The organism is Lysinibacillus sp. Ag94, from assembly GCF_023242215.1.
Lineage (GTDB): Bacteria > Bacillota > Bacilli > Bacillales_A > Planococcaceae > Lysinibacillus.
Window position 1 is genome coordinate 1,636,683 of the sequence record NZ_CP096780.1, and the last position, 25,931, is coordinate 1,662,613.

At 39.1% G+C, this 25,931-nt stretch carries 19 protein-coding genes; 15 read left to right on the forward strand and 4 right to left on the reverse strand.

The features are described 5' to 3' along the window. Window positions 1-63: 63 nt before the first annotated feature. Window positions 64-399, reverse strand: a complete 336-nt coding sequence (locus tag MY533_RS07425; RefSeq protein ID WP_248718579.1) for a 2Fe-2S iron-sulfur cluster-binding protein — start codon at window positions 397-399, stop codon at window positions 64-66. A 620-nt stretch (window positions 400-1,019) separates the two neighbouring features. Here MY533_RS07425 and MY533_RS07430 point away from each other — a divergent pair. The 14 genes from MY533_RS07430 (at window position 1,020) to MY533_RS07495 (ending at window position 22,087) form a co-directional block, all read left to right on the forward strand. Beyond that, on the forward strand, window positions 1,020-2,441 hold the full coding sequence (locus tag MY533_RS07430) for an anion permease (protein ID WP_132358872.1): 1,422 nt from the start codon (window positions 1,020-1,022) through the stop codon (window positions 2,439-2,441). Between the two features lie 575 nt (window positions 2,442-3,016). Further along, window positions 3,017-4,903 carry an ABC-F family ATP-binding cassette domain-containing protein gene (locus MY533_RS07435; RefSeq protein WP_248718580.1) on the forward strand — a complete coding sequence of 629 codons (1,887 nt, stop codon included), beginning with the start codon at window positions 3,017-3,019 and terminating at the stop codon, window positions 4,901-4,903. A gap of 12 nt (window positions 4,904-4,915) precedes the next feature. Next, window positions 4,916-6,040, forward strand: a complete 1,125-nt coding sequence (locus MY533_RS07440; RefSeq protein ID WP_248718581.1) for a conserved virulence factor C family protein — start codon at window positions 4,916-4,918, stop codon at window positions 6,038-6,040. A 482-nt stretch (window positions 6,041-6,522) separates the two neighbouring features. Then, complete coding sequence (locus tag MY533_RS07445) at window positions 6,523-10,191, forward strand: S8 family serine peptidase (protein ID WP_248718582.1); 3,669 nt, start codon at window positions 6,523-6,525, stop codon at window positions 10,189-10,191. A 986-nt stretch (window positions 10,192-11,177) separates the two neighbouring features. After that, entirely contained in the window at window positions 11,178-12,416 is a 1,239-nt protein-coding gene (locus MY533_RS07450; protein WP_248718583.1) for a M20 family metallopeptidase, read from the forward strand. Next, entirely contained in the window at window positions 12,413-13,501 is a 1,089-nt protein-coding gene (locus MY533_RS07455) for a tartrate dehydrogenase (RefSeq protein ID WP_248718584.1), read from the forward strand. Before MY533_RS07450 ends, MY533_RS07455 begins: the two co-directional genes overlap by 4 nt. Before the next feature lies 1 nt (window position 13,502). Continuing rightward, entirely contained in the window at window positions 13,503-14,249 is a 747-nt protein-coding gene (locus tag MY533_RS07460; protein WP_248718585.1) for an SDR family NAD(P)-dependent oxidoreductase, read from the forward strand. A gap of 10 nt (window positions 14,250-14,259) precedes the next feature. Continuing rightward, entirely contained in the window at window positions 14,260-15,717 is a 1,458-nt protein-coding gene (locus MY533_RS07465; RefSeq protein WP_248718586.1) for an aldehyde dehydrogenase family protein, read from the forward strand. 15 nt (window positions 15,718-15,732) lie between these two features. Next, entirely contained in the window at window positions 15,733-16,761 is a 1,029-nt protein-coding gene (locus tag MY533_RS07470) for an ABC transporter ATP-binding protein (protein WP_248718587.1), read from the forward strand. Further along, entirely contained in the window at window positions 16,736-17,713 is a 978-nt protein-coding gene (locus MY533_RS07475; protein ID WP_248718588.1) for an ABC transporter ATP-binding protein, read from the forward strand. Before MY533_RS07470 ends, MY533_RS07475 begins: the two co-directional genes overlap by 26 nt. A 40-nt stretch (window positions 17,714-17,753) precedes the next feature. Further along, window positions 17,754-18,722, forward strand: a complete 969-nt coding sequence (locus tag MY533_RS07480; RefSeq protein WP_248718589.1) for a P1 family peptidase — start codon at window positions 17,754-17,756, stop codon at window positions 18,720-18,722. A 24-nt stretch (window positions 18,723-18,746) separates the two neighbouring features. Beyond that, window positions 18,747-20,288, forward strand: a complete 1,542-nt coding sequence (locus tag MY533_RS07485) for an ABC transporter substrate-binding protein (RefSeq protein ID WP_371873339.1) — start codon at window positions 18,747-18,749, stop codon at window positions 20,286-20,288. 17 nt (window positions 20,289-20,305) lie between these two features. After that, complete coding sequence (locus MY533_RS07490) at window positions 20,306-21,247, forward strand: ABC transporter permease (RefSeq protein WP_248718591.1); 942 nt, start codon at window positions 20,306-20,308, stop codon at window positions 21,245-21,247. Between the two features lie 12 nt (window positions 21,248-21,259). Then, on the forward strand, window positions 21,260-22,087 hold the full coding sequence (locus tag MY533_RS07495; RefSeq protein WP_248718592.1) for an ABC transporter permease: 828 nt from the start codon (window positions 21,260-21,262) through the stop codon (window positions 22,085-22,087). Window positions 22,088-22,356: 269 nt separating this feature from the next. Here the strand turns inward: MY533_RS07495 and MY533_RS07500 are convergent, their stop codons facing one another. Next, window positions 22,357-22,809 (reverse strand): MarR family winged helix-turn-helix transcriptional regulator, encoded by a 453-nt coding sequence (locus MY533_RS07500; RefSeq protein ID WP_142510828.1) that lies wholly within the window; start codon window positions 22,807-22,809, stop codon window positions 22,357-22,359. A gap of 284 nt (window positions 22,810-23,093) precedes the next feature. Here MY533_RS07500 and MY533_RS07505 point away from each other — a divergent pair, with 284 nt between their 5' ends. Continuing rightward, entirely contained in the window at window positions 23,094-23,525 is a 432-nt protein-coding gene (locus tag MY533_RS07505; RefSeq protein WP_248718593.1) for a GNAT family N-acetyltransferase, read from the forward strand. A 73-nt stretch (window positions 23,526-23,598) separates the two neighbouring features. Here MY533_RS07505 and MY533_RS07510 read toward each other — a convergent pair whose 3' ends face one another. Together MY533_RS07510 and MY533_RS07515 are read right to left on the reverse strand one after the other, a co-directional pair. Next, on the reverse strand, window positions 23,599-24,363 hold the full coding sequence (locus MY533_RS07510) for an aminoglycoside 6-adenylyltransferase (RefSeq protein WP_248718594.1): 765 nt from the start codon (window positions 24,361-24,363) through the stop codon (window positions 23,599-23,601). Window positions 24,364-24,593: 230 nt separating this feature from the next. Continuing rightward, a complete protein-coding gene (locus MY533_RS07515) occupies window positions 24,594-25,580 on the reverse strand; it encodes a carbohydrate kinase family protein (RefSeq protein ID WP_248718595.1) in 987 nt (328 codons plus the stop codon). Window positions 25,581-25,931 lie beyond the last annotated feature (351 nt).

The following is a 25,931-nucleotide window of genomic DNA, read 5'->3' on the forward strand; positions in this document are numbered from 1 at the left end:
ATTGGAAGCTAATGGGCATTGCAACCACTTCCATGCCTTTTGAATTATATAATCGATACTAGGTTAATCTGCTGGTCTTGGACCTCTATCGCCCTGTGTATTTTCTAGTGTTAAAATTGGTCGAACAGTAATGTCTCCTATTACACGAATTTGACAAGATAGCCTTAAACAGTCTTCATATAAATTCTCATCAATATTTTTTATAGCGAAGGCGTGTTTTTCTATTTTTGAAATGTCCTTATATTCACCCGCTAATACCTCCACTCTACAAGTTGTACATTTTGCTATTCCACCACACTTATGCAAAATGTTTATATAATTATCTTCAAGAGCTAATACTAATTTTTTTCCTTCTTCTACTTCAAAAGTTTTTCCTCCAAATATGGTGACAAATGGCATCTATGAATACTCCTTTTATAATTTTCTAATTGATAAATACTATCAGTTTGTAATAATCCAGCAATTCTTATACTAAGAAATCTTAAAAAATTTTACATAACGAGGACCTATTCAAAGTACAGCATTTTTATTAAGCTTGCATATTATCTGGGAGAACCTCAAAATAATCTTTTGAGAAATAGTCATTCCTATCATCAGGAGCTTACGAGGGATAATTGAGCTTTGTAGAATATTACATTGTATTCTAATGACAGGCCGTGAGATGATTAATTTTTTTACTGTATGAAATGAAAGAGGATTGATCCCCGACATATAAGTTGATATAAACATTGTGTGTATCTTTTTAATGGATTGTGCACATGCTAATTTTAATGAATTGATAAAAAGTAACTTTTTCCCAATAATATTAACAAAAAGGGAAATATTTCTGAAGCGAGATCATTTTTTTCTTAGTAATGAGTTAAAAATCTTTTCATTCATTACATAAAGCATATATAATTACTTATGTTTTTCGACAAAGGGAATCTTGAATTAGGTCTATTTTTCATTATAATTAGTAGATCGTGGGAGAAATCTCCTTTTAAATACATTGGGGTAATAGTCAAAGGAGTTTTAACATCATGAAAGAAGCAAAAAGCGCAGTCAAATGGATTCCTTTCTTCATATCCCTTGCTGTTGGTGTGGCTATCTGGTTTTGTCCAGTACCTTCAGGAGTAGATGAAAAAGCGTGGCACTTGTTCGCTATTTTTGTTGCGACCATTATAGGTTTTATAACGAAACCGTTGCCAATGGGAGCAATATCATTTATTGCTATGGCTATGATTGCCATAACAAATACATTAACGATTGAAGAGACATTAAGCGGTTTTGGTAATTCAACGATTTGGCTAATTGTTATTGCCTTCTTTATTTCTCGTGGATTTATAAAAACGGGACTAGGGGAACGCATTGCCTATGTATTTGTTCGTCTTTTTGGGAAAAAAACATTGAGTCTGTCTTATTCTTTACTAGCGAGTGATCTAATATTGGCACCTGCTATTCCTAGTAATACAGCTCGTGCAGGTGGTGTTATATTCCCGATTATCCAGTCATTATCTCATACTTTCGGATCTAAACCAGATGACGGGACAGAGCGTAAGATGGGGGCCTTTCTTTTAAAGGTAGGCTTTCAAGGTAATTTAATAACATCAGCTATGTTTATGACAGCCATGGCAGCGAATCCTTTAATTGTTAAGCTAGCAAGTGATTCAGCTGGAGTAACTATTACTTGGTTTGGTTGGGCAATGGCTATGATTGTCCCTGGATTGACGGCTTTAATCGTTGTTCCTTATGTTATTTATAAAATCTATCCACCTCAAATCAAAGAAACACCAGAGGCAGCAGCAATCGCTAAAAAGAAGCTGGATGAATTTGGTCCACTGAAAAGTTCTGAAAAACGAATGATCGTTGTATTTGTTGCTGTGTTGTCGTTATGGATTGGTGGAGATTACTTAGGTATTAGTGCAACAACGGCAGCTCTTATAGGTCTTTCATTGCTGTTATTGTTAGATGTATTAACATGGGCAGATATTAAAAAGGAAGAAGGAGCATGGGATACACTAATCTGGTTTGCAACGCTATTTATGATGGCATCTTTTATGAACAAACTAGGGCTGATTCCATGGTTTAGTAATGAAGTAGGTGGACTTGTATCTGGGTATAGTTGGATATGGGCTGTTGTCATATTAGCTTTAGTCTATTTCTATTCTCATTATTTCTTTGCGAGTTCCACTGCACATATTAGTGCGATGTATGCAGCATTTTTATCTGTTATGTTGCAAGCGGGTGCACCTGCTATGTTGGCAGCTATATTATTAGCGGCATTTAGTAATTTATTTGGCGCCACTACTCATTACGGTTCTGGTCCAGCACCGGTCTTCTTTGGTGCAGGTTATATTGATCAAAAAAAATGGTGGACAGTTGGATTTGTCGTTTCCATTGTTACCATCCTGATTTTTGTCATAGTAGGAGGACTATGGTGGAAGGCTCTTGGTTATTGGTAAAATAATTAGCGTCTGTATCCGGATAGAAATATTTCTATCCGGATATTTTTTTTGGATTTTTAAGAAGTTTTTTTACATGTTTTTTTTACATACTCTATCTCTTCTTCAATTTACAATTCATGAGAGAGCGTTTTTTGTTTATCATCAAAAGTTGTGGATGACTTAACGTCTACTATGTGAATAAGTTGATTGGAGTGGAGGCTGGGCGATTCCTTGGGGATTAGCAATAGAGGAACTAAGGCTAAAAGCATCACATCCTGTGATAACGCCTTCGTGACCAACATCGGTGCTGCTGCCGCTTCGCTTTCGCGCAAAAAACATCTGTTGGCCCGAGACCCTGGAGCGAGCATCGCAAGTGAAGCGGCTCATCGGACGCCCCCTGGTAAGCACCCAGCCGGAACGGAGATCAACCACACGTTTGGTGAGGATCCGTTTTTTAGATAGGTAAGAAGAGTTTGTTGTCCTTTGTTTACCTGTCATTTGGTGTTATGATAAAAATGGATATCAATAATAAACTACATATAAAAGTAGTATGGACACTAAACAACACCTAATGAAAGAGATGGACAAGTGTAATGAGTCATTTAATAGTACAAAATTTAACGAAAACAGTGGGCGATAAAACGCTCTTTCAAAATATTGAATTTACGATTTATGAAGGAGAGCGAGCTGGGCTAATTGGTATTAATGGTACTGGTAAATCCACATTGCTTTCTATGTTAGCTGGTGAAATCGAAGCGGATTCAATGGAAGTAGACCGCCCAAATAAATATCGTGTTGCCTATTTACCACAGGAGCCTACTTTTCAAAGTGGAGAAACAGTGTTACAAGCAGTGTTTGCAGGGGATTCTCCTATATTAAAACTGAATCGTGAATATGAAGAAACCGTTGCTGCACTTGCGTTAAATCCGACTTCAGAAAGTTTACAAAAAACGCTATTTAGCTTGCAGCATCGTATGGATGAGGAGCAGGCGTGGGATGTCAATGCACTTGCAAAGACGGCGCTTACGAAGCTTGGCATTGAAATGTTTGATAAAGAGGTTTTAACATTGTCAGGCGGTCAGCAAAAGCGTGTTGCTTTAGCTAAAGTATTAATTGAGCCGGCAGATTTATATTTATTGGACGAGCCTACCAACCATTTAGATGTGCAGTCTACAGAGTGGCTGCAGGAAATGGTGTTACGATTAAAGGGAGCAGTTATATTTATTACCCATGATCGTTATTTCTTAGATGAGCTGTCTACTCATATTTACGAGCTAGCTGATCAAACCTTATACCGACATACTGGGAATTATGGGGATTATTTAGAAGCACGTGCTATTCGTGAGGAAATGAAAGCGGCCTCCGCACAAAAAGACCGCAACCGCTATCGCTCAGAATTAAAATGGATTCGTCGCGGAGCGAAAGCGCGTTCTACGAAGCAAAAGGCACGTATCCAGCGCTTCGAGCAGTTGGAGGATAACTTAGAGCGTAAATCGGAGGATATTTCTCTTGACATGGGCCTAGCAACAACTCGTCTTGGCCGGAAAGTTTTAGAGGCTGAAAATATTTCAAAGGCTTTTGGCCATCAAAAAATTCTCGAAAGCTTTTCATTTTTACTGCAACAGGGCGACCGTATTGGCATTATCGGAGCAAATGGTGTAGGAAAATCAACATTAATGAACATGTTATCAGGAGAGCTTACACCTGATGTTGGTGAAATTCTAGTTGGATCGACAGTGAAGTTAGCGCATTTCAAACAAACTTTACCAAAAATGAATGAAAACGAGCGCATGATTGAATATATCCGAGAAGCTTCCAATGATATCACAGATGCGGAGGGTGTACGTTATTCGGCAGCACAAATGCTGGAACGTTTCTTATTCCCACTTCATGCACACGGTACACCTATCGGTAAACTATCGGGTGGTGAGCGTAAACGTCTCCATTTATTACGATTATTAATGGAGCAACCAAACGTACTGTTACTGGATGAGCCTACAAATGATTTGGATATTGAAACACTAGGTGTACTCGAGGATTTCATTGAGCATTTCCCTGGAGTTGTTATCACTATATCTCACGATCGCTTTTTCTTAGATCGCATTGCGAAAAAGTTATGGATTTTAGATGGTCTTGGGCATGTTAATGAAACGCTTGATATTTATAGTGAATATTTACAAAAGCGTGACCAGGAATCCGCTGTAAGGGTAGAATCGCCAAAAGTTGAAAAAACTAAGACCGAAAAGCCTAAATCGGACAAGAAAAAGTTATCCTTTAAAGAGCAGAAAGAATGGGAAACAATTGCTGATGAAATAGAAAAGACAGAAACAGCGATTATGGAGACAGAAGAAGGTATCGCCAACGCTGGTGCTGATTTTACAAAGCTACAGGAATTAACGGCGAAGCTAGATGAGCTAAATGCACAATATGAACACCTTATTGAAAGATGGTCATATTTAGATGAAATCGTAAATGGATAAGGAGCGATAGACATGAAGATTATCACAATTGAACCGACACCAAGTCCTAATTCTATGAAGATTGTCGTGGATACAGAGTTACCTTTTGGCAAAAGCTATAATTTTACAAAAGATAATAAAGATGAAGCAACTGGTGAAGTAGCAGCAATTTTAGCAATCGAAGGTGTTAAAGGTGTTTACCATGTAGCGGATTTCTTCGCTGTTGAGCGTAACGCAAAGTATGCATGGGAAGGTATTTTAGCAAGCATTCGCCAAGCGCTAGGTGAAGATGTACAGGAAGAAAACAAAGAACAAGTAGCCAATGAATTTTATGGGGAAGTGTACGTTCATGTGCAATTTTATAAGCAGGTACCACTGCAAGTAAAGGTATTTGATAATCAACGTGAGTACCGTGTAAGCTGTGGTGAGCGCTTTGTGGAAGCTTTCAATAAAATTCTTGAAACAGCAGTGGATGAGAATTATATTTTCCAACGTAAATGGATCGATTATGGCGTACGTTACGGAGAGCTTGAGGAAATTGCGGAAGCAGTAAAACAAGAAATCGATGTGACATATTCTGAGGAACGTTTAACGGAGATTGTTGCAACGATTAATGATTCAGAGAAAACTATTCAGAAGCCAGCTAAACTAAAAATTACTGTTGAACAGTTTAAGCAACCAGAATGGGAAAAACGTTTCCAATTGCTTGACCAAATGGCAGATCCAGAGCTAGAGGATTTACCGCTTTTAGATTTGGCGTTACAAGATGAGCAAATGTCTATCCGTCGACTGGCAACCGTTTATTTAGGAATGATTGAAGATGTGGCAGTCGTGCCATATTTGGAAAAGGCATTACAGGACAAAAGTGCAGCGGTCCGTCGAACTGCAGGAGATTGTATGAGTGACCTCGGCTTTGTAGAATTTGAAGACGTGATGCAACAAGCATTACAGGATAAAAACAAACTTGTTCGTTGGCGTGCAGCTATGTACTTATATGAGGTTGGCACTGATAATTCATTAGCAGCATTAAAGGCTGCAGCAGAAGATAAAGAGTTTGAAGTGAAGCTACAAGTAAAAATGGCGATTGCCCGCATCGAACAGGGTGAGGAAGCAAAAGGTTCTGTTTGGAAGCAAATGACAGAATCTCGCCAGCAATAAAGAGTTTTAATAGTGACCCGATAATGTGGATAAAAGAAATAAACCAGCTCTCTGTTATGAATGTAGTTCAACAGAGACGCTGGTTTTTTATTACCATTTCACACTTTTCCAGCTGGCCAAATGACGAACAGGAAGTCTCTAGCATGACTATTCTTTTGGAAGTTCCAATTTGTCTTAAGTCTTCCGATGTCGAAGCGCAATGTTTTTAAAACTAGGTTGTTTTCTCCAAGTTGTTATTTCTTGTTTGGCTTCTTCTTCAACTATAGCAAAAAATTAATAAATTACGGTCGTTTGAAAGTTCTACTTTTTTATTAAATTACTAGGAAGATAGATTTAATCTATATTTGATAAACTGATACTAATTATCAATATTTCGGAATATTCAAATATCAGGATACTCGAAATAGTTTTCTTGTGATAAATTGGAAATATCACACTAAACTGAAAAGTGTGACAATTAAAGGCAGGGGAGGAATTGAGATTTGAAAAAGTTTAAGTTTACGAAGTTCTTAAGTAGTATTCTAGCTTTCTTTATGGCGCTTTCTCTATTGGTTCCATTGTCGAGTGCTAATGCTGAAGAATCGAAACTATTCAAGCAGGATAGTCAAAGTGAAAGTATCATTCAACTAAAGGCGGCTATCGCTGAACAGCTAAGCTTGTCTAAAGATGGACCAACTCTTCACGAAAGCTTACAAAATGTATCAGGCAATCAGGATATTGCAGTCATTGTTCATTTATCTGAAAAGCCTGTGGCACTAGAGCAAGGAATGAGCCTAGTCAAAGGCCAAAAATTCTCTAATGCCCAAGCAAATGAAGTTCGTTCAAATGTAAAAGCACAGCAAGCAGAAGTTAAAAAAGAGTTAGCTGCTAAAAAAGTTCAAATGACTCAAGGGTACACATTTGATACTGTCTTAAACGGTTTTGCGGCAACAGTGAAAGCAAACGATCTCCCGAAATTGCTTACAGTAGAAGGAATTACATTAATCGAACCTGATGCAATTGTATACGCATCGGAAGATAAGCCGATGAAATCATCGGAACTTAAGAAGGAAGATCCATTAGAAGCTCGAATGAATACAAGTAATTCTTTCCTTGGCATCGAACAGCTTTGGAAGGAAGGAATTGAAGGACAAGGAATAAAAGTAGCAGTATTAGATACTGGTATTGATGCAGATCATCCCGAGTTCGTTGGAGTTTACAAAGGTGGAAAAAACTTCATTCCGAATTCAGCAACTTACACGAAGCCTCGGGCAGATGACGACGCATCGGAAACATTGCCTTCGGAGCGTCCTGTCGGAATACCTGAATTTAATGAAAAAGGAAGCTCGTTCTATACTTCTCACGGTACACATGTTGCTGGAATAATTGCAGCAATCGGAGCTAACGAATTCGGTATAAAAGGAATTGCTCCAAAAGTAGACCTTTATGCTTACCGTGTTCTTGGAGCGTACGGAAGTGGAGCTACATCTGGTATTATTAAAGCAATTGAAACCGCTGTAAAAGAAAAAATGGACGTTATCAACCTTTCACTTGGCGGGGGCGCAAACTCTGAAACGGATGCGGGCTCATTTGCTATTAATAATGCAATGATGGCTGGAACAATCGGAGTAATTGCAACAGGGAACGAAGGTCCAAATCGCGGAACAATAGGCACGCCTGCAACGGCCCGTTTAGGAATTGCTGTTGGTAATACAACAAATCCTGAAACAATGTATAACGGAGAAGTGAATGTTACAGTTGGCAACTACAATTTAACAAAGCAGCTTCCGTTAATGGGCACGACTTTTGGGGAAAATTTAGCAACACAGCTTCAAGGGGAATTTGACCTAGTTGCTGTTCCTGGAAACGGGGAAGTAAAAGACTTCGAAGGAATTAATGTAAAAGGTAAAGTGGCATTGATTTCCCGTGGCAGTATCGCATTCGTTGATAAAATTGCGAATGCAAAGGCAAATGGAGCAGTCGCAACAATTATTCATAACTTTGCTGGTGGAACGAATGCACCGAACATTTCAGGCACATTCCTTGGTGATGCATTTGATTTTCTGCCAACATTTGATATGTCACAAACGGATGGCGATGCAATTCGCGCTGCATTAGCAGGCGGAACTGGAAAAGTAAGCTTTAGTAAATTTGCTTCCACAAAGACACTGGGAGATGATGTAAACTCTTCAAGTTCACGTGGACCATCTACACCAAATTTTGATATTAAACCAGATGTAAGTGCACCTGGAACAAACATTATGTCAACAATTCCGATGTATAAAAAAGATTTCCCTGCTGCAGATTATAGGGAAGCATATGCTCGCAAAACAGGAACTTCTATGGCAACACCGCATATTACAGGTATTGTTGCATTAGTTAAACAAGCAAATCCTGATTGGAACGCCTTCGATGTAAAAGTGGCGCTTTCTAATACAGCAAAGGTTTTAGATAAAACAAAATACGATGTGTTTTCTCAAGGTGCAGGGCGTGTAAATGCTTATGCAGCAGCTCATCCGGAAATTCTTGCCTATGCACTTGATAGCGCAATTTTAGATGGAACTGGTGCAGTTGCAGAAAACTTGAAAGGTACAGTTACTTTCGGTCCTCAATCTCTTAAAGACCGGGATATTTCTGTCACGAAACAAGTTTTAGTAAAAGATATTAAAGGGAACGGCGGCAATTATAACGTATCAATTGATGTGACAAAAACATTTGGTGATGCAGCTGTTACAGTCGATCAGCCGACATTTAATCTAGTCGGAGAGCAAGTTTTAAATATTACATTAACGGCTTCGCAAGCTAACGCACCAAAAGGCTCTGAAATACTAGGGTATATTTACATCAGCAGTGGAGATACAGAAATTTCATTGCCATTCGCAGCTGACTTTGGTAGCGCGGCAGCAACTGAAATTAAAGATTTTAAGATTACAGAAACAGACCTATCCTTTAACGGAGATGGGGTAAAGGATTCAGCTGTACTGTCATTCACATTAACTGGAGATGTAACAACTAACTATATCGAGCTTTGGGATATTATGAATCCTAAAGGTGGAGAATACGGAGACGGCTACATTGGTTATCTACATGCTGGGACTGCACTAGGAAAAGGCTCTTATACGCTGAATATTGCTGGGCAGTACAAACCATGGGGCACAGCACCTGCCACAAAGATTCCAGATGGTCTATATACAATTGACTTCACCGGTCTTGCAGCATCAGGAGTAGTTTCCGATTATGTTGGACCAATTATCGTGAAAACGACTAAACCAGAAATTACTGGTACAGTAGCTAAAGGTGTCGCTACAGGACAAGTAACAGATAAATATATCGACTACAATGAAGAGCTATATTTATACGGTTTAGATTACAATTTAAATGATAAATTAAAAGCTTCCTATATTTCGACGATAAATGGTAAAGTACAAGCGCCAGTAGCTTTTGAATTAAATCAAGACGGTAGCTTCACATTCCCAGTAACAGCAGAAACAAATGCTGTTTCAGTAATCATTAAAGACGCTGCCGGGAATGTTGGTGAAGCGAAGATATATGAAAAAGAAGTAGTAGAACCAGTAATAGCACTTTCTGTAAATCCAACTAAGCTAGACTTAACAGCTGGAGAAACTGCACAACTTACGGTAACAGAAACGACAACGCCTGCAGAAGGTGCTGCAACAGAGAAAGACGTAACTTCAAAAGCTACTTATGTTGTTGGAGATGAAAATGTTGCAACAATAGTAAATGGATTAGTAACTGCAGTAGGTGAGGGCACGACGACAATAACTATTTCATATGGTGATAATGAAGTACCTATAAATGTTACAGTTAAAGCACCTGCTGTAAAAGAACCAATAGTAACACTAGAAATTGACCAAGCTCAGGTGGAAACTAGAATAGGTAAAGAAGTTCCAGTTAAAATTACTGAAGTAACTACTTTTGATGGTAAAACAACAGAAAAAGATGTTACAAAGCTTGCAACCTACGAAGTAGAGAATGATAAAATAGCTACTGTAAAAGCAGGGGCTGTAAAAGGAAAAGGTCAAGGTAACACGACGGTTATAGTAAAGTATGGTGAGCACACACTAACATTTGATGTGTTGGTTGTGAAGCCAGGGAATGGCAACGGCAATGGTAATAAAAATAATAATGAAGTTACCGAGGATGAATTATAATTAATTTCAGTTTAAGCAACAAGAGAAATTGCATAGCGCAATTTCTCTTGGTATTTATTATAAAGAAATAACTGTGACATATTCTTTCTGATTTTCTTGCCATTAAGCAGTTCCTCTTTTTTATTCCTTCTTGTAGTACATATTTATCATTACTTGGATGTCATTTTTTCAACTTTTCATTAAGTTTAATTATTGTTTCTTCATATCCAAAATCACTATTAGATTTATCGGAGCAATTTCTCCAAAACTACCTCATACTTTCCAAAAAGAACAACTCTCCTTACATAATTTCTTAAAGTTTAAAAAAATATGCCCGTCTACGACAAAAACTTTCTTCATTTTAATCACCTTAAATGCATAGTATGTTTGATATTATCCTACTTCCTCACTGCACTAAACTGTTCCGCCAGTTGAATAGCAACAATCTTTTCGAAAACAGCTTAAAATGAAAAGCTATTTATTTTTTTATCACCTAAAAATGAGATGGCATTTTGATAAAACCTATGACATGCGAATAAGGTGATTGTTGTGAAAATCGAACTTCCTCGGAAAGAGCCCAATAGAACGGAAATGCATCCCACATTATGGTAAATGTCTGAGCTTTTATTATCGAAAAACAACATAAGATAGATAATTTTGTTGTTTTCTAACTTTTTACTACTAAACAAAAAGTTAATAGCATTTTATGTATTATTAACAAAGTGTCTAATACTTGTCTAATACTTGTCTAATAGGACAATATTAAAGCTTCCAGCGGATGTCACGGAATCGGAAAGGAGTTCACTTAGTTAGCCTAAAAAGATTGCATCCATGCGATAACGGCTAATTGACCTGCATCGGTAAAAGCACCACGTCCTGTGGCATTACCGAAATGAACGTCATCGTGTCGGCCCTCGTGTAGGCCTAAGCACAAAGCCGATTCCGGACGCTATTATTTCGAGGCATCATTGATCTCTAGAATATTCTAAAAACAAGGGGGCATTTGATTGGCAGTAACAAGTTTAAAGACAACGGAATCTTATGTGCGCGATCGACAAGCAGTTATCGAGCTTACACAAAAGCTAGTACGAATAGATAGCGTTTATCGAGAAGGTGATCCAGATCCAAATGGCAATGAACAACAAGTTGCGAATTTTGTCGCTCAATATTTACGTGATATTGGGATAGAAACACATGTGGAGGAGGTTATGCCCGGAAGGCCGAATGTTATTGGTATTATTGATTCGGGTAAGCCAGGAAAAACACTACTCTTTGAAGGACACACAGATGTCGTTACAGAAGGAAATCGTGAGGCATGGACGTACGATCCATTCAGTGCAGAAATTATTGATGGTCGAATGTATGGCCGAGGCACAAATGATACAAAAGGAAATCTTGCTTGTATGATTACAGCTTGTCAGTCGTTGTTACTGGACCAGGAGGAATTTACAGGCAAGATTATTTTATGTATTCCATGTGATGAAGAAGGAATGATGCTTGGGATTAAACACTTTATAAAAAATGGCTGGGCAGATGATGTGGATGGGGCGATTATTTGTGAGCCAGAGGAAAACAATGTTTGTATTGCACAGCGTGGCGCAATACGTTTGAAAGTAGATATTTTCGGTAAAATGGCGCACGGTGCAATTTCTTGGAGTGGCATTAATCCGAACTGGCGCATGGCACGTTTTATTGTAGAGCTTGAAAAATTAGAAAAAGAAGAGCAGGCACGTTTAGGACGTGATCCGATGCTTCATTGGCCATCTATTACACCAACGATTTTACGAGCACCTGTAAAAGGAGATGCCCAAATTAATGTCATCCCTGATCATTGTATGACAACACTTGATATTCGTACAGTCCCTGCACAGGATCATGATGAGCTTCTCGGTAAAATTGATACCATTATTAAACGTCTGCAAGCAGATGATCCAGATTTTAAAGTTGAGCTAACAGTGCTAGATAACCGTCCTGCAACAGCAACAGCGAAGGAGGATCCTGTTGTACAAGCCATTTATGAGGCAGTCGCTAAGGTAACGGGAAAAGAGCCGAAATATAACGGTGTTCCAGGGGCTACGGATGGAACGTTCCTTCATGTACATGGAGTACCAATCGTTACCGTTGGAGCGGGTGATCGTGATATTCCTCATCAAATTGACGAATATGTCGATATTGAAGAATTAGCAGAAACAACAGCCATTTACCGTTTGGCAGCACTAAACTTTTTAGCAGGTGATGCACAATGACTCACACAAAAATCGCAATCATTCCAGGCGATGGCATTGGAAAAGAGGTTATGGTGGAAGCATTAAAGGTACTGAATTCTCTTCAGGAACATGATTCATCTTTACAAATAGCAACGACAATTTTTCCTTGGAGCTCCGATTACTACCTCAAGCACGGTCGTATGATGCCAGACAATGCATTAGACATATTAAAAGCATACGATGCGATTTTATTCGGGGCAATTGGAGATGCTCGTGTTCCGGATAATGTGACTGTATGGGAATTAATTATGCCGATACGAAAAAGCTTCCAGCAATATGTTAATTTCCGTCCGATTAAATCATTACCTGGTATAGCCTCACCGCTTGCTAACGGAAGGGATATTGATTTTGTGATTTTCCGGGAAAATGCGGAGGGGGAATATTCAGATAGTGGTGGGCGGGTTTATCATAATCAACCGCAGGAAATGACGATTCAAAATACGATTATGACACGTATCGGTATTGAAAAAATTGTCCAAGCCGCCTGTGATTATGCCTATAAAAATGGCAAAACCAAAATTACAAGTGCGACAAAATCGAATGCCATTATCCATTCCATGAAGTTCTGGGATGAGCATGCTAATAGAGTTCTAGCACAAAGCTCACCTGCGCTAGAGTTAGAATCTATCTATATCGATGCTTTAGTAGCTTATTTCGTAGAGCGACCACAAGATTTTCAGGTTGTCGTTGCCTCCAATTTATTTGGAGATATTTTATCAGATTTAGGGTCAGCTATTGTTGGTGGCCTTGGGTTGTCACCATCAGCTAATTTAAATCCGGAGAAAGCATTTCCGTCTATGTTTGAGCCTGTACATGGGTCAGCACCAAATATCGCAGGAAAGGGCATAGCAAACCCGATCGCACAAATTTGGTCACTTGCTTTGTTACTTGGACATATTGGGAGACCAGATATAGAACAGTTAATTGTGAGTGCGATTGAGAAGGTGCTTCGAGATGGTGTTGTGAAAACCGCAGATATTGGTGGACAGGCGACAACAGCGCAAATGGGAGATGCCATTTGTCAGGAAATTATCAAAACGAATTTAGCGGCAAGGGGTGTATAGCATGGCAGTAGAACAACAGGTCATTATCGTTACAGGTGCAGGGGGCGGTATGGGGAAAGCCATTATTCAGGAACAACTAACGCAGGGCAATATAGTAGTTGGGCTAGATTTATCAATAGCTTCGTTAAGTGATTTAGCGCAGGATACTTTACAGTGCTTTGAAATCAATGTCCTACAAGAGCAGTGTGTGAACGAAGTGTTCAAGCAGGTTATTGACAAGTATGGACGCATTGATGGACTTGTTAATGCGCTTGGTATAGCGCAGGCAGCAACACCGCTTGAGCAAGTAACGATGGACGAATGGAACCGGTTAATGGATGTCAATGTTAAAAGTTTGTTTATTACAACAAAGGCAGCCGTTCCGTACATGAAAGAGCTGCACAAAGGTTCAATTATTACGATTGCTTCCATTTCTGCTGTACGTCCACGCCCAGGGTTACAAGCTTATATTGCTTCTAAAGGGGCGGCGGAGAGTTTTACACGTGCATTGGCTATTGAGCTAGCACCTTGCCAAATACGTGTTAACACGATTCACCCAGGGCCAGCCGATACTCAGATGCTCGGTCAATTTACGCCACAAGGAGCAGACATCGAGCAAACAAAGCAAAGTGTTTTTGTTCAATCGGTCCCCCTTGGACGCTTAGTGAATCCATCAGACATTGCGGGAGCAGTAAGTTATTTACTTTCTGATGCAGCGGGTATGGTTACTGGAACGACATTACATGTAGACGGAGGTCGCGGACTTTAGGAGGGATAAAGTGAAAAAAATTCCGATGTTTATAAATGGTGAGTGGGTTTACGATGCTATGGACGAGGCAGTATTAGATGTTATGAACCCCTCTACTGGTGAAGTCATGGCTCAGATTACGAATGCGAGTAAAACGCATGTCGACGAGGCAGTTCGTGCTGCACGTGTAGCGTTTGAAAGTGAAGAGTGGAGGAAAATAAAGGCATATGAACGTGGACAGCTACTTGTTGAACTTGCACGCTATATACGCAAGCATGCAGAGGAATGGAGTTTATTAGAATGTCGTGATGTTGGTAAGCCATTAACACAAGCAAGAGCCGATATTGAAGCGGCAGCTCGCTATTTTGAGTTTTATGGGGGAGCTGCTGATAAAGTAATGGGGGACACGATTCCCATTGAGGACGGCATTTTAAATGCGGTAGTGTTAGAGCCTGTTGGAATTACCGTACATATCGTGCCTTGGAATTATCCTATTCAAATCACAGCGAGAAGTGTAGCAGCTGCAATTGCTACTGGCAATGCAGTAATTGTCAAAAGTGCGGAAGATACGCCATTAACTACGCACGCTATAACGGAATGGTTTGCTGATAAATTGCCGAGAGGTATTTTTCAGCATATTACAGGCTTAGGTTGCGATGTAGGGCCGTATTTAACATCTCATCCTGATATCAATCATATTACATTTACAGGCTCTGTACCAACAGGAATTGCAGTGATGAAATCAGCTGCTGAAAATGTTGTACCTGTTACGTTAGAGCTTGGTGGGAAATCACCAAATATTGTTTTTGCGGATGCCAACATGGAGCAAGCACTTGATGGTGTTGTACGTGCCATTATTCAGAATGCCGGGCAAACATGCTCTGCAGGAGCTAGATTACTGATTGAAGAAAGTGCTAAAGAAAAATTCATTGCTCAGTTAGTGCAGAAATTTCAAGCTTTAAGAGTTGGTCCAGGTGAGGCAGACGTTAATATGGGTCCACTTCTTAATGAACGACAATATACGAAAATTTCAACACTGCTGCAAAAAGCGAAAGAAGATGGTTACGTGATTACTGGTGGAGAGACACTGACGATTGCGGGCTATGAAAAAGGATATTATGTTGAACCAACAATACTTGCAGGAGTAGCAGCTAACGATGCACTTGCACAGGAGGAAATTTTCGGGCCGGTGTTGACGGTATTGACGTTTAATACCGTTGAGGAAGCAATTACTTTAGCGAACAGTACAGATTATGGTTTAGTTGCAGGCGTTTGGTCGAAGGATTTAGATACTACGCATTATGTTGCAAGCCGTATAAAAGCAGGACAAGTATTTGTTAATAACTACGGTGCAGCAGGCGGTATTCAAATGCCGTTTGGTGGCTATAAAAAGAGCGGCATTGGCCGAGAAAAAGGTTTTGTCGCGTTGAGAAATTATACACAAATGAAAAATATCGCGATACGCTATGCACCACCAAATCAAATGTGAGATGGAGGAATGCATATGGATCAGTCAAGAGAAAATCAAGTGCTCTTAGAGGTAAATCGTTTAAAAATTAAATTCCATTTAAAAAATGGTAAAGAGGCAAAAGTTGTTGATGATGTAAGCTTTACGATTCGTAAAGGAGAAACCGTTGCGCTTGTAGGGGAGTCTGGAAGCGGTAAAAGTATTACATCGTTATCGATAATGCGATTACTGCCCATACCGCCAGGAGAAATGACAGCTGGTACGATTAAATTGAATGGTAAAAATCTCTTAGACTATAAAAATAAAGAGATGAGCAATATAAGAGGCAATGAAATTAGTATGATTTTTCAAGAACCGATGACATCATTAGATCCTGTGTTTACAATCGGTAATCAAATAATAGAAGGTATTCGTAGACATCAAAGGATTTCAAAAAAAGAGGCGAAAGAGAAATCTCTACAGTTGTTAAAAGAAGTCGGTATTGCGAATGCGGAAAAGATTATTGCTGAATATCCCCACCAATTATCAGGTGGAATGCGCCAGCGTGTCATGATTGCTATTGCCATGTCCAATAACCCTCAGCTGCTGATTGCGGATGAGCCCACAACGGCACTTGATGTAACCGTACAGGCACAAATTTTAAAGCTTATGATAAAGATGAAGGAAAAACATCGTTCGGCTATATTATTTATTACACATGATATGAGCGTCGTAGCAGAAACTGCAGACCGCGTTTTGGTTATGTATGCAGGACAAATCGTAGAACAAGCACCAGTGCGAGAGCTTTTTATGAATCCAAAGCATCCGTATACAGCTGCTCTTTTAAAAACAATGCCTAATTTAGAGACAGATGTTAAAAGGTTGCCGTCAATCCCTGGCGCGGTTCCACCAGCTTATGCGTTACCGGAGGGCTGTCGCTTTGCACCACGCTGTCCATTTGCGATGGCACAATGTCATAACGTGCAGCCGGAGGTAATCCATATTCAAGACGAGCATAAAGTGCGCTGTCATTTATTTATGGAGAAGGGGGTGCTTGATCATGACGAAGAAAGAAGTTTTGCTTGAAATTAATCATTTAAAAGCCTACTTTCCTGTGAAACGTAAGTCGATGAAGGAAGAGAAAAAAGTCATTAAAGCAGTCGATGATATTTCGCTTGAAATTTTCCGCGGCGAGACGCTTGGCATTGTAGGAGAATCCGGCTCCGGAAAATCAACGTTTGGCCGAACTATTTTAAAACTCGTCGAACTAACCGAGGGAGAAATTTTATATAAAGGACAGCCCATTCAACAGTTAAAGGGGAGTAAGTTGCAAACCTTTCGCAATCAAATGCAAATGATTTTTCAGGATCCTTTTGCATCACTCAATCCTCGTATGCGAATAGGTGCCATTATCGAAGAACCGATGAAACTGCAATTAACAATAACAAAAGAGCAACGTAAAGAACGTGTCAAGGAGCTTTTACAAAAGGTAGGTCTACCAGAAGATGCTATGCGAAAGTTCCCGCATGAATTTTCTGGCGGTCAAAGACAACGAATCGGGATTGCTCGGGCTCTTGCTATTCATCCAGCGTTCATTATTGCGGATGAGCCTGTATCTGCACTAGATGTATCGGTCCAGTCACAGGTCTTAAACTTAATGATGGATTTACAGGATGAATTTCATTTGACCTATTTATTTATTTCACATGATTTAAGCGTTGTAAAACATATTTGCGATCGAGTGGCTGTGTTGTATTTAGGGAGGGTAGTGGAAATAGGCACGAAGAAGGAGTTATATGCGAATCCTCTGCATCCATATACGCAGGCTTTGCTATCAGCCATTCCAGTTATCAATTTTAATCAACCGAAACAAGAAATACCGTTACAAGGTGAATTGCCAAGCCCGATGAATCCGCCTGTAGGCTGTGCGTTTCATACACGTTGTCCTTATGTGATGAACAGATGTCATCATGAACGACCTGTGCTTCAGGAAGAAAATAACCATCAACAGGTAGCGTGCTTTTTATATGAAAAGTAGACTGAAAAATCAGTCTACTAGCTAAAGCGAGGTGTGTACGATGTTTGGAAATATTACAGATGTGCCTGGCGTTAAAGTTGGGCATGCAGAACATAGTGAAGGCATTACAGGCTGTACAGCGATTTTAGTAGAAGATGGTGCTGTTTGCGGTGTCGATGTAAGAGGCTCAGCACCAGGCACTCGAGAGACTGATGCACTTGATCCTATTAACGGAATTGATCATGCTCATGGGATTTGCTTGTCAGGAGGAAGTGCATTCGGATTGGATGCTGCTACAGGAGTCACGCAATTTTTAGAGGAGCAGGGAGTTGGAGTAAAGGTAGGTGTTGCTACGATTCCAATAGTTCCTAGTGCGGTGCTGTTCGATTTATTTATCGGTGATCCCAAAACAAGACCTACTGCTTCAATGGGCTATAAAGCGGCAAAGAGTGCAGTTGTTGGTCCATTGGTAAATGGTAATACAGGAGCTGGTTATGGTGCGACTGTAGGGAAATTGGCAGGTCCTCAATATTGTATGAAAGGGGGACTAGGTAGCGCCTCTATAGCTGGCAAAGAGGGGGTTGTAGTGGGTGCTATTGTTGCTGTTAATGCTGTTGGGGATGTAAAAGATCCTAATACAAGAGAAACGCTAGCAGGTGCAAGGAATCTACAAACAGGAGAATGGCTCGATTGTTGTGCTTATTTAGAGGAGCATATGCAATCGGAAGGATTACCTGGTACGAATACGACAATTGGTGTTATTGCAATGAATGCCAAGCTGACAAAAGTAGAGGCAAAAAAAATAGCCCAGCTTACACAAAATGCACTCGCGCGAACAATCTATCCTGTACACACAATGCTGGATGGGGATACGATTTTCGTGCTTGGCACGGGGGATAAAAGATTTCCAGTTGACTATTTGGGCCATTTGGCTACAAGAGCTATGGAGGAAGCAATCATTACTGGCATTAAAGCTGCTGATAAATTAGCTGGAGTAGAAAGCTATAAAAGCATTCAAATAAGCACATAGGGAATAGGGGGAAATAACGTGAGTCTGAAGAACAATTGGTTGAGGCTGTTGTTGACATTGATAGTAGTTTTACTCGTTAGTGCCTGTTCAAATGATGACAAAAAAGATGCAAGTTCTGAAGGGAAAACAGTAGCAGATTTACCACAAGACATTGTAGTACGTATAAATGATGACCCAGATTTTTTAGATCCACATAAAGCAACAGCATCTATATCTTACCAAATGATACTCAATATTTTTGAGGGACTTATGGCACCAGAAACAGATGGTACTTTAAAAGAAGGGCTAGCCGAAAGCTATTCATTATCTGACGATGGTTTAACATATACATTCAAAATTCGTCCGGGTGTTAAATTTCATAATGGTGAGGATTTAACGGTTGAGGATATTCAATATTCATTTGATCGTTTAATGGGGAAAAACGGTGGCGAAAAGATGTCAAATAGTTTTGATAATGTTGCGTCAACAGAAGCACCTGATGCCAATACATTTGTGATCAAGCTAAAAGAGCCAAACTCCAACTTCTTATATTCATTAACTGCTCGACAATCAGCCATCTTACCAAAAAGTAATGATGGAAAACATAATGAAAATCCAATAGGTACTGGACCATTTGCTTTTGTTAAATACTCTCCAGGTTCTAATTTAGAATTGAAGAAAAATGAACACTATTGGAACGAAGGGTTACCATACTTGAATAAAGTGACATTTACCTTCCAATCGGATGATCAAGCGGCGATTATGAGTTTAATGGCCAATGAAGTCGATTTAACGAGTGTACCTTGGCAGCGCGTAAGTGAAGTAGAAAATAACTATAACTTATCTCATCAAAATAATAACTCATCATTAATCGTTACATTTAATGAAATGAAAGCTCCTTTTGATAATGTAAAGGTCCGTCAAGCAATTAACTACGCTGTTAATAAGTCCGATATTATCGATTCAGTATTTGCAGGCTATGCTGTACCACTTGGTTCAAATATGAGTCCAGCGATGGGGGACTATCAAAAGAAAGGCTTGGAAAATAAGTATAAGCGAGATGTGGAAAAAGCCAAAGCATTATTAGCAGAAGCAGGCTATCCTAATGGCTTTAAAACAAAAATTACAGTATCTTCGCATAATGATATGTATTCAAATATTGCGCAAATCGTAGCGGCTAATTTAAAGGAAATCGGTATTGATGTGGAAATTGAAGTAGTAGAATGGGGCATTTGGCTAGACCGAGTTTACTTTGGTCGCGACTATCAAATGACAACAATCGATTTAACAGGCCGTGCCTCTGCCTATGATATTTTAAATGATTACATTTCAACAAATGAAAGTGAAAACTTTTTCAAATTTAAAAATGCTGAATACGACAAAATTATGGAAAATGTTTTAAAGGAAAGAGATCAGGCAAAACAAATTGACTATTATCATCGTGCACAGGAAATTTTAGCTGAGCAGGCAGCAGCGGTTTACATCGCAGATTATCAGATTGTTTGGGGTTCTAATAAAAAAGTTACGGGATTAAAGAGCTACCCATTCTGGTACCATGATATGTCTGAGGTTAAATTTTCTAACTAGAAAGGGATGAGTGCTAGATGATGTATATAGTACGTCGATTCATTCTGTTACTAACAACCATCCTTCTAGTATCGATCATTACATTCGGTGTTTTTCAAATTTTACCTGGTGATCCGGTTCGAACAATGTTAGGCACGGAAGCGGATCCTACACAAATTGAAAATATGCGATCAGAGCTTGGCTTAAATCGCCCCCTTTACGAGCAATATACAGATTGGATGAAGGGATTATTAACAGGGGAATTAGGAAGTTCCATTCGTTTTTCGATGCCAGTAAAAGATTTACTGTTCGACAGACTACCTGTAACGATGTCATTGGCTGGGCTCACGCTCTTAATTGTGCTACTCATTTCCTTACCATTGGGGATGTTTGCAGCGAGAAGACAACATAAGCTTAGTGATGTCTCATTGTCGACAGTGACACAAGTTGGCATGGCCATTCCTTCTTTCTGGCTTGGGATGATTCTTATTTTGTATATTGGCATGCAATTCAGCTTCTTTAAAATAAGTGGGTATATTCCATGGACGCAAAGTGTAACAGGAGCGTTAAGTACACTCGTTCTGCCAGCGTTAACAATAGCGATTCCACAAATTGCGGTCAATTTCCGCTATGTGCGTTCGGCGATTTTAGAGCAAATTCAGCTTGATTATGTACGTACGGTTCGTAGTAAAGGGATGTCTGAGCAAAATGTTATGTATAAGCATGTCTTAAAAAATTCGATGATTCCAATATTAACGGTATTTGGATTAATCATGGCTGAAGTTGTCGCAGGGACAATTATTGTGGAGCAAGTATTTTCACTACCGGGTATCGGTCAACTCCTCATCACGGCTATTAGTAATCGTGACTTTCCATTAGTACAGGGAATCGTTATGTATATTACAGTAGCGGTAGTCATGATCAATTTTATGGTCGATATTTTATATTCTGTGGTAGATCCTAGAATCCGATTACGATGAGAGGTGGATACGATGAAGAATAGGCAAAGGTACAGGAAAAATATCAATCTAATCATTGGTCTACTAATCATTGTCGGTTTTCTAATCGTAATGATTATCAGCTTTTTTTATACACCACATGATGTGAACTCGATGAATATACCTCAAAAATTACGAAGTCCAAGTAGTGATTATCTTTTTGGTACGGATGAATTTGGTCGGGATATTTTTAGCCGTATGATGAAAGGAACACAAACGGCGTTTGCAGTCGGTCTACTAACTGTATCTATCGGAACAATTTTTGGTATTTTAATTGGTGGTATAGCGGGGTATGTGGGTGGCTGGATTGATGAAATCTTTATGCGCATAATGGATGCATTAATGGCTTTTCCAGGTATTATTTTAGCTTTAATGCTCGTTGCGGTATTTGGACCAGGGATTGTTAATACAGCTATTGCATTAGGCATTATCGCCATACCAGCCATTGCTAGAATTACACGTAGTGGTTTCGTCCAACATCGTGACAATGAATATGTATTAGCAGCAAAGTTAATCGGCGTAAAACCTTATAGCATCATGTTTCGCCATATACTACCCAATATTTCATCGCAAATTATCGTCGCTGCAACTGTAACCTTTGCGACTGCAATGCTTGCTGAAGCTGCACTGAGTTATTTAGGGCTTGGCGTGCAGCCTCCAAATCCTAGTTGGGGACGAATGCTAAAAGATTCACAAGCTTATTTAGTTGGAGCACCTTGGTACACTTATGCACCAGGTGGAGCCATTACAATACTTGTATTAGGTTTGTATATGCTTAGTAATGCGTTACGCGATTTATTGGATCCACGTTCAAAAGCTTAAAATAGCAGGTGTTGTTTTTTTCAATAATTCAAAAGCCTATTGAGACGATGTAGGGCCCGCAAAAAATCAGCACCTAATCAAATCAATTATAGAGTGTTTGAATGATTTTCAGTTTTTGGCACCAATACATGCTAAATAAACACGTTCGATCAATCAACAGTAAAATGGTGAAAAGATAGGGAGCACAATTTGACATTTATAGATCGCTAAAAAGGTATTCTTCGCAAAGAATGGCGATCCCAAATGCTCAGAAGCGCATGGAATCGCCTTTAATAATTTCGTGTATGACCTTTCTTTACATATTCCCAGTCGGTTTCAATATTTTGACGAATACGTATTAATAAGTCATGAATACTGTCAATTTCTTTAGGCGAAAAACCATTTAATGCTCTAGCATTTGAGTAGTCTTCTTCTCGCTTTAACAATGAATAGATTTTGAGACTTTTCTCTGTCGGGAAAAGCTGTTTGTTTTTCTTATTGCCCATTTCATTACGCTTTTCTATAAAACCTTTTGTCTCTAACTTTTGAATTGCTCGGGAGGCTGTTGTGCGATCTACCTTCAATAGTTCAGCTACCTTTTCCTGAATAATACCAGGATTTTCACAGATACGAGTGACATACAAATATTGTCCCTTTGTTAAATCAAGTTCTTTAAACTCTATATTACTAATGGAATCAAGTGCCCGCGCAATCGCACCAATATCTCGCAAAATTTCCTTCATTTATTGCCTCCGAAAAATTTATTGTATTTGCAATAAAAAATGCTCTATACTATATATTATCATCCATGCAAGGAAATTTCACTTCATAATATCTACAGGTGGAGGTTCCGCACACACAGTGTCTTTAGCGGCGCAAATGATGTGTTTACCGGCGGAAGAAGAAGTTTTAGCGGCGGAAAAAGCAGTTTTACCGGCGAAGTAGACAGCTCAACTAGCGGAGGAAAACAAGGTTCTATCAATGGAGAGTACGTCCCTAACAGCAAAAAACGAGGAGGAATATAAAGATGAACACGAAAAAAATTATACATAAACAAGATTTACAAACAGCATTTGCCATCCGTCAAAAAGTTTTTATAGAGGAGCAACAGGTACCTAAGGAAGAAGAATTTGATGAATTCGACACACTAGATGCAGCATGTGATCATATTCTTGTATACTATAACGAACAACCTGTTGGCACAGGCAGACTGCGAGTTGTAGATGGCTATGGCAAACTAGAGCGTATCTGCATATTAATAGAATTCCGCAAATGTGGTTTAGGAAAAGTGATTATCCAAAGTTTAGAGGAAATTGCACTTGAAAAAGGTTTAACAAAATATAAATTAAACGCACAATCTTATGCAGAGGGCTTTTATGAAAAATTAGGCTATAAGCGTGAAGGCGAAGAATTTATGGATTGTGGCATCCCACATATTTTAATGAAAAAAACAATTTAATAGGGTGTAGTGGTGGTGGTATTTATTTTTCATTTTAAAAAATAGCAAACCAATGTTAGTTTGCTATTTTACTTTAGTGTAATAGCGCTTTTATTTTTTCCCATAATGGCTTAATTTTTTCTTTATTCGGTACATTTTCAAAAATCCAAGCTGACTCATTGCTGAAGGCGTTCACTAATTTCTTTACTGCCAATTCATGAGTTACAATGCTCAAACAATTCATAATATCGACTATTTCATGCAATGGGTCAGTGGGTAATGAATTAGATAACGTTTTAAGTCCAAGTAAAGCCCTCTCAGGACAATATTTATGCAGTAGTACTTTGGCGAAGTGTTCTAAACTATTCAGCAGTAAATGAACACTCCAAATCCCATTTCCACGTTGGGCACTCCAATAATATTGATACAAATACCAGACAGTATCATCTACAGCATCTTGAAATTCGAGTGGAGTTAATGACAAAGTAGTATTCTTTTGTTTAGCTGTAAGGATTCCATTTGGATCAAATAATATTTTAATGACATCTTTTTCACTTATTTCTGAGAGCGTTATTGTAAATAAATCGATATGAATCATATCTTCATATACGACTAATAGCTGAGGTGCAATAATATAGATATCATCAACGAAACATGTTTCCTTATAAGCTTCAATATGTTGGATGCGATTCGGCAAAAAAGCTGCGACATTTTCTTCATTCACAACGCAATAAATATCAATATCTGAAAATTCATCATGCTCCTCTCTAGCCATCGATCCTCTTAAAAATACAGCTTCAATATATTGATCATCCTTTAGACTTTCAAGTAAAACTTCAACAACATGATCTAATTTCAAGTGTATCCTCTCCTTCAAAATAAAACAGGCTACCAAGTTATTTTTTGAGTAGCCTGTTTTTTACTAGATTTCCTTAACAATAGTGCTTGAGAAGCTATCGTGGCGTGGGGAAGAAATTTTCCATTATGTTATTCGATTTCTTTTGGACTTTTCAAGTAATCTAATATGCTAATTGAGTCGGTTAGTCATTCATTTTCATAATTTAAGTGGAAGTCTGCCTAGTCCTGTTTTCATTCAAAATGTTCAAAAGAGCTTAATGTCTTAAATGGCAATTCACGCTTAGTAAGGTAAGATGCGATAGCACCATGTTTTTCGGTCGAAGCTCCTGCATAGCGATTTGCAAAAGTAAGGAGGGGGATAGCCTGCTCCTTACAAAATTCGACTAGATTGATCGCTGTAATCTGCTTGTTAAGAAGAATAGCTAACAATGCTCCTATAAAGGCATCGCCTGCTCCAGTAGTATCAATCGCATGAACGTTGTCAGCTGGTACCTTTACATGATGCTTTTTAGTATAAAGACTTGCACCTTCTGCGCCACGAGTTATTAGGAGTACTTGTACTTTCCCTTGAAATAATGAATGGACTGCTGTTTCTTCATCCTCACTTGCTGTTAAAAATAAAAGCTCCTCCTCGGACAATTTAACGATATGTGCCTTTGGTAAAAATTCTAAAATAGTTTGACGACATGCCTTCTCATCATTCCATAGTGGTAAGCGAACATTGGGATCAAAGGAAACAAGACTACCTACCTGATGGGCCTGTTCAATCAATGCTACATGTGCATGTTTCATAGGGCTTTCCACTAAATTAACTGAACAAAAATGAAGAATATCGTGATCAGTTAATAAATTAGGTGGGAGTTGTTCTTTGGTGTAAAGTAAATCTGCTGCGTGGCGACGATAAAATAAGAAATCACGGCCTCCATCACTTGTCAGGGAAACAAAGGCTAGACTTGTTTCACCCTTATCTGTTTGAACAATATAGTTCGTATCGACATCGACTTTTTTTAACGTTTCTACGAGAAAATCTCCGAAAGCATCCTGACCTACCTGTGTAATGAGGGCAGCTTGTTGCTCGAGTTTTGCACAAACAGCGGCAACATTGGCAGGAGCCCCACCAGCATTTTTAGTAAATTGCTCAACTGTAGCAAGGGAAGCATTTTGTTCAGTAGGTGTAAAATCAATTAATAATTCACCAATTGCATAAAGTTTACTCACGGGGGAATTCTCCTTTAAATAAAATATTACTGTCGCTTCGCATTCGTACAGAAAAATTGCTTCAGGACGTAGGCTTTCCGTCGCTTTGCGCAATGCATCCATCGTTTTGTCGCGATTCTATCAGCGATGTTCACGGTTCTATCAGCGATGTTTGTGGTTTTATCAGCAATGTTTGTGGTTCTATCAGCGATGTTTGTGGTTTTATCAGCGATGTTCGCGATTCAAGCAGTGGAAGGTATGACTTCACTCTGGTAGGCTATCCACGACTTTGGCGGCTCTATCCGTCACTTTGACCTTTCTTTCCGTTGCTTTGCGCAATGCATCCGTCGTTTTGTCAGGCCGTCCCGTCGC

Excerpts from the sequence above, each read along its gene's own strand:
- MY533_RS07425 (WP_248718579.1), bottom strand. The coding sequence starts at position 399 with ATGCCATTTGTCACCATATTTGGAGGAAAAACTTTTGAAGTAGAAGAA.
- MY533_RS07430 (WP_132358872.1), top strand. The coding sequence starts at position 1,020 with ATGAAAGAAGCAAAAAGCGCAGTCAAATGGATTCCTTTCTTCATATCC.
- MY533_RS07435 (WP_248718580.1), top strand. The coding sequence starts at position 3,017 with ATGAGTCATTTAATAGTACAAAATTTAACGAAAACAGTGGGCGATAAA.
- MY533_RS07440 (WP_248718581.1), top strand. The coding sequence starts at position 4,916 with ATGAAGATTATCACAATTGAACCGACACCAAGTCCTAATTCTATGAAG.
- MY533_RS07455 (WP_248718584.1), top strand. The coding sequence starts at position 12,413 with ATGACTCACACAAAAATCGCAATCATTCCAGGCGATGGCATTGGAAAA.
- MY533_RS07460 (WP_248718585.1), top strand. The coding sequence starts at position 13,503 with ATGGCAGTAGAACAACAGGTCATTATCGTTACAGGTGCAGGGGGCGGT.
- MY533_RS07470 (WP_248718587.1), top strand. The coding sequence starts at position 15,733 with ATGGATCAGTCAAGAGAAAATCAAGTGCTCTTAGAGGTAAATCGTTTA.
- MY533_RS07475 (WP_248718588.1), top strand. The coding sequence starts at position 16,736 with ATGACGAAGAAAGAAGTTTTGCTTGAAATTAATCATTTAAAAGCCTAC.
- MY533_RS07480 (WP_248718589.1), top strand. The coding sequence starts at position 17,754 with ATGTTTGGAAATATTACAGATGTGCCTGGCGTTAAAGTTGGGCATGCA.
- MY533_RS07490 (WP_248718591.1), top strand. The coding sequence starts at position 20,306 with ATGATGTATATAGTACGTCGATTCATTCTGTTACTAACAACCATCCTT.
- MY533_RS07495 (WP_248718592.1), top strand. The coding sequence starts at position 21,260 with ATGAAGAATAGGCAAAGGTACAGGAAAAATATCAATCTAATCATTGGT.
- MY533_RS07500 (WP_142510828.1), bottom strand. The coding sequence starts at position 22,809 with ATGAAGGAAATTTTGCGAGATATTGGTGCGATTGCGCGGGCACTTGAT.
- MY533_RS07505 (WP_248718593.1), top strand. The coding sequence starts at position 23,094 with ATGAACACGAAAAAAATTATACATAAACAAGATTTACAAACAGCATTT.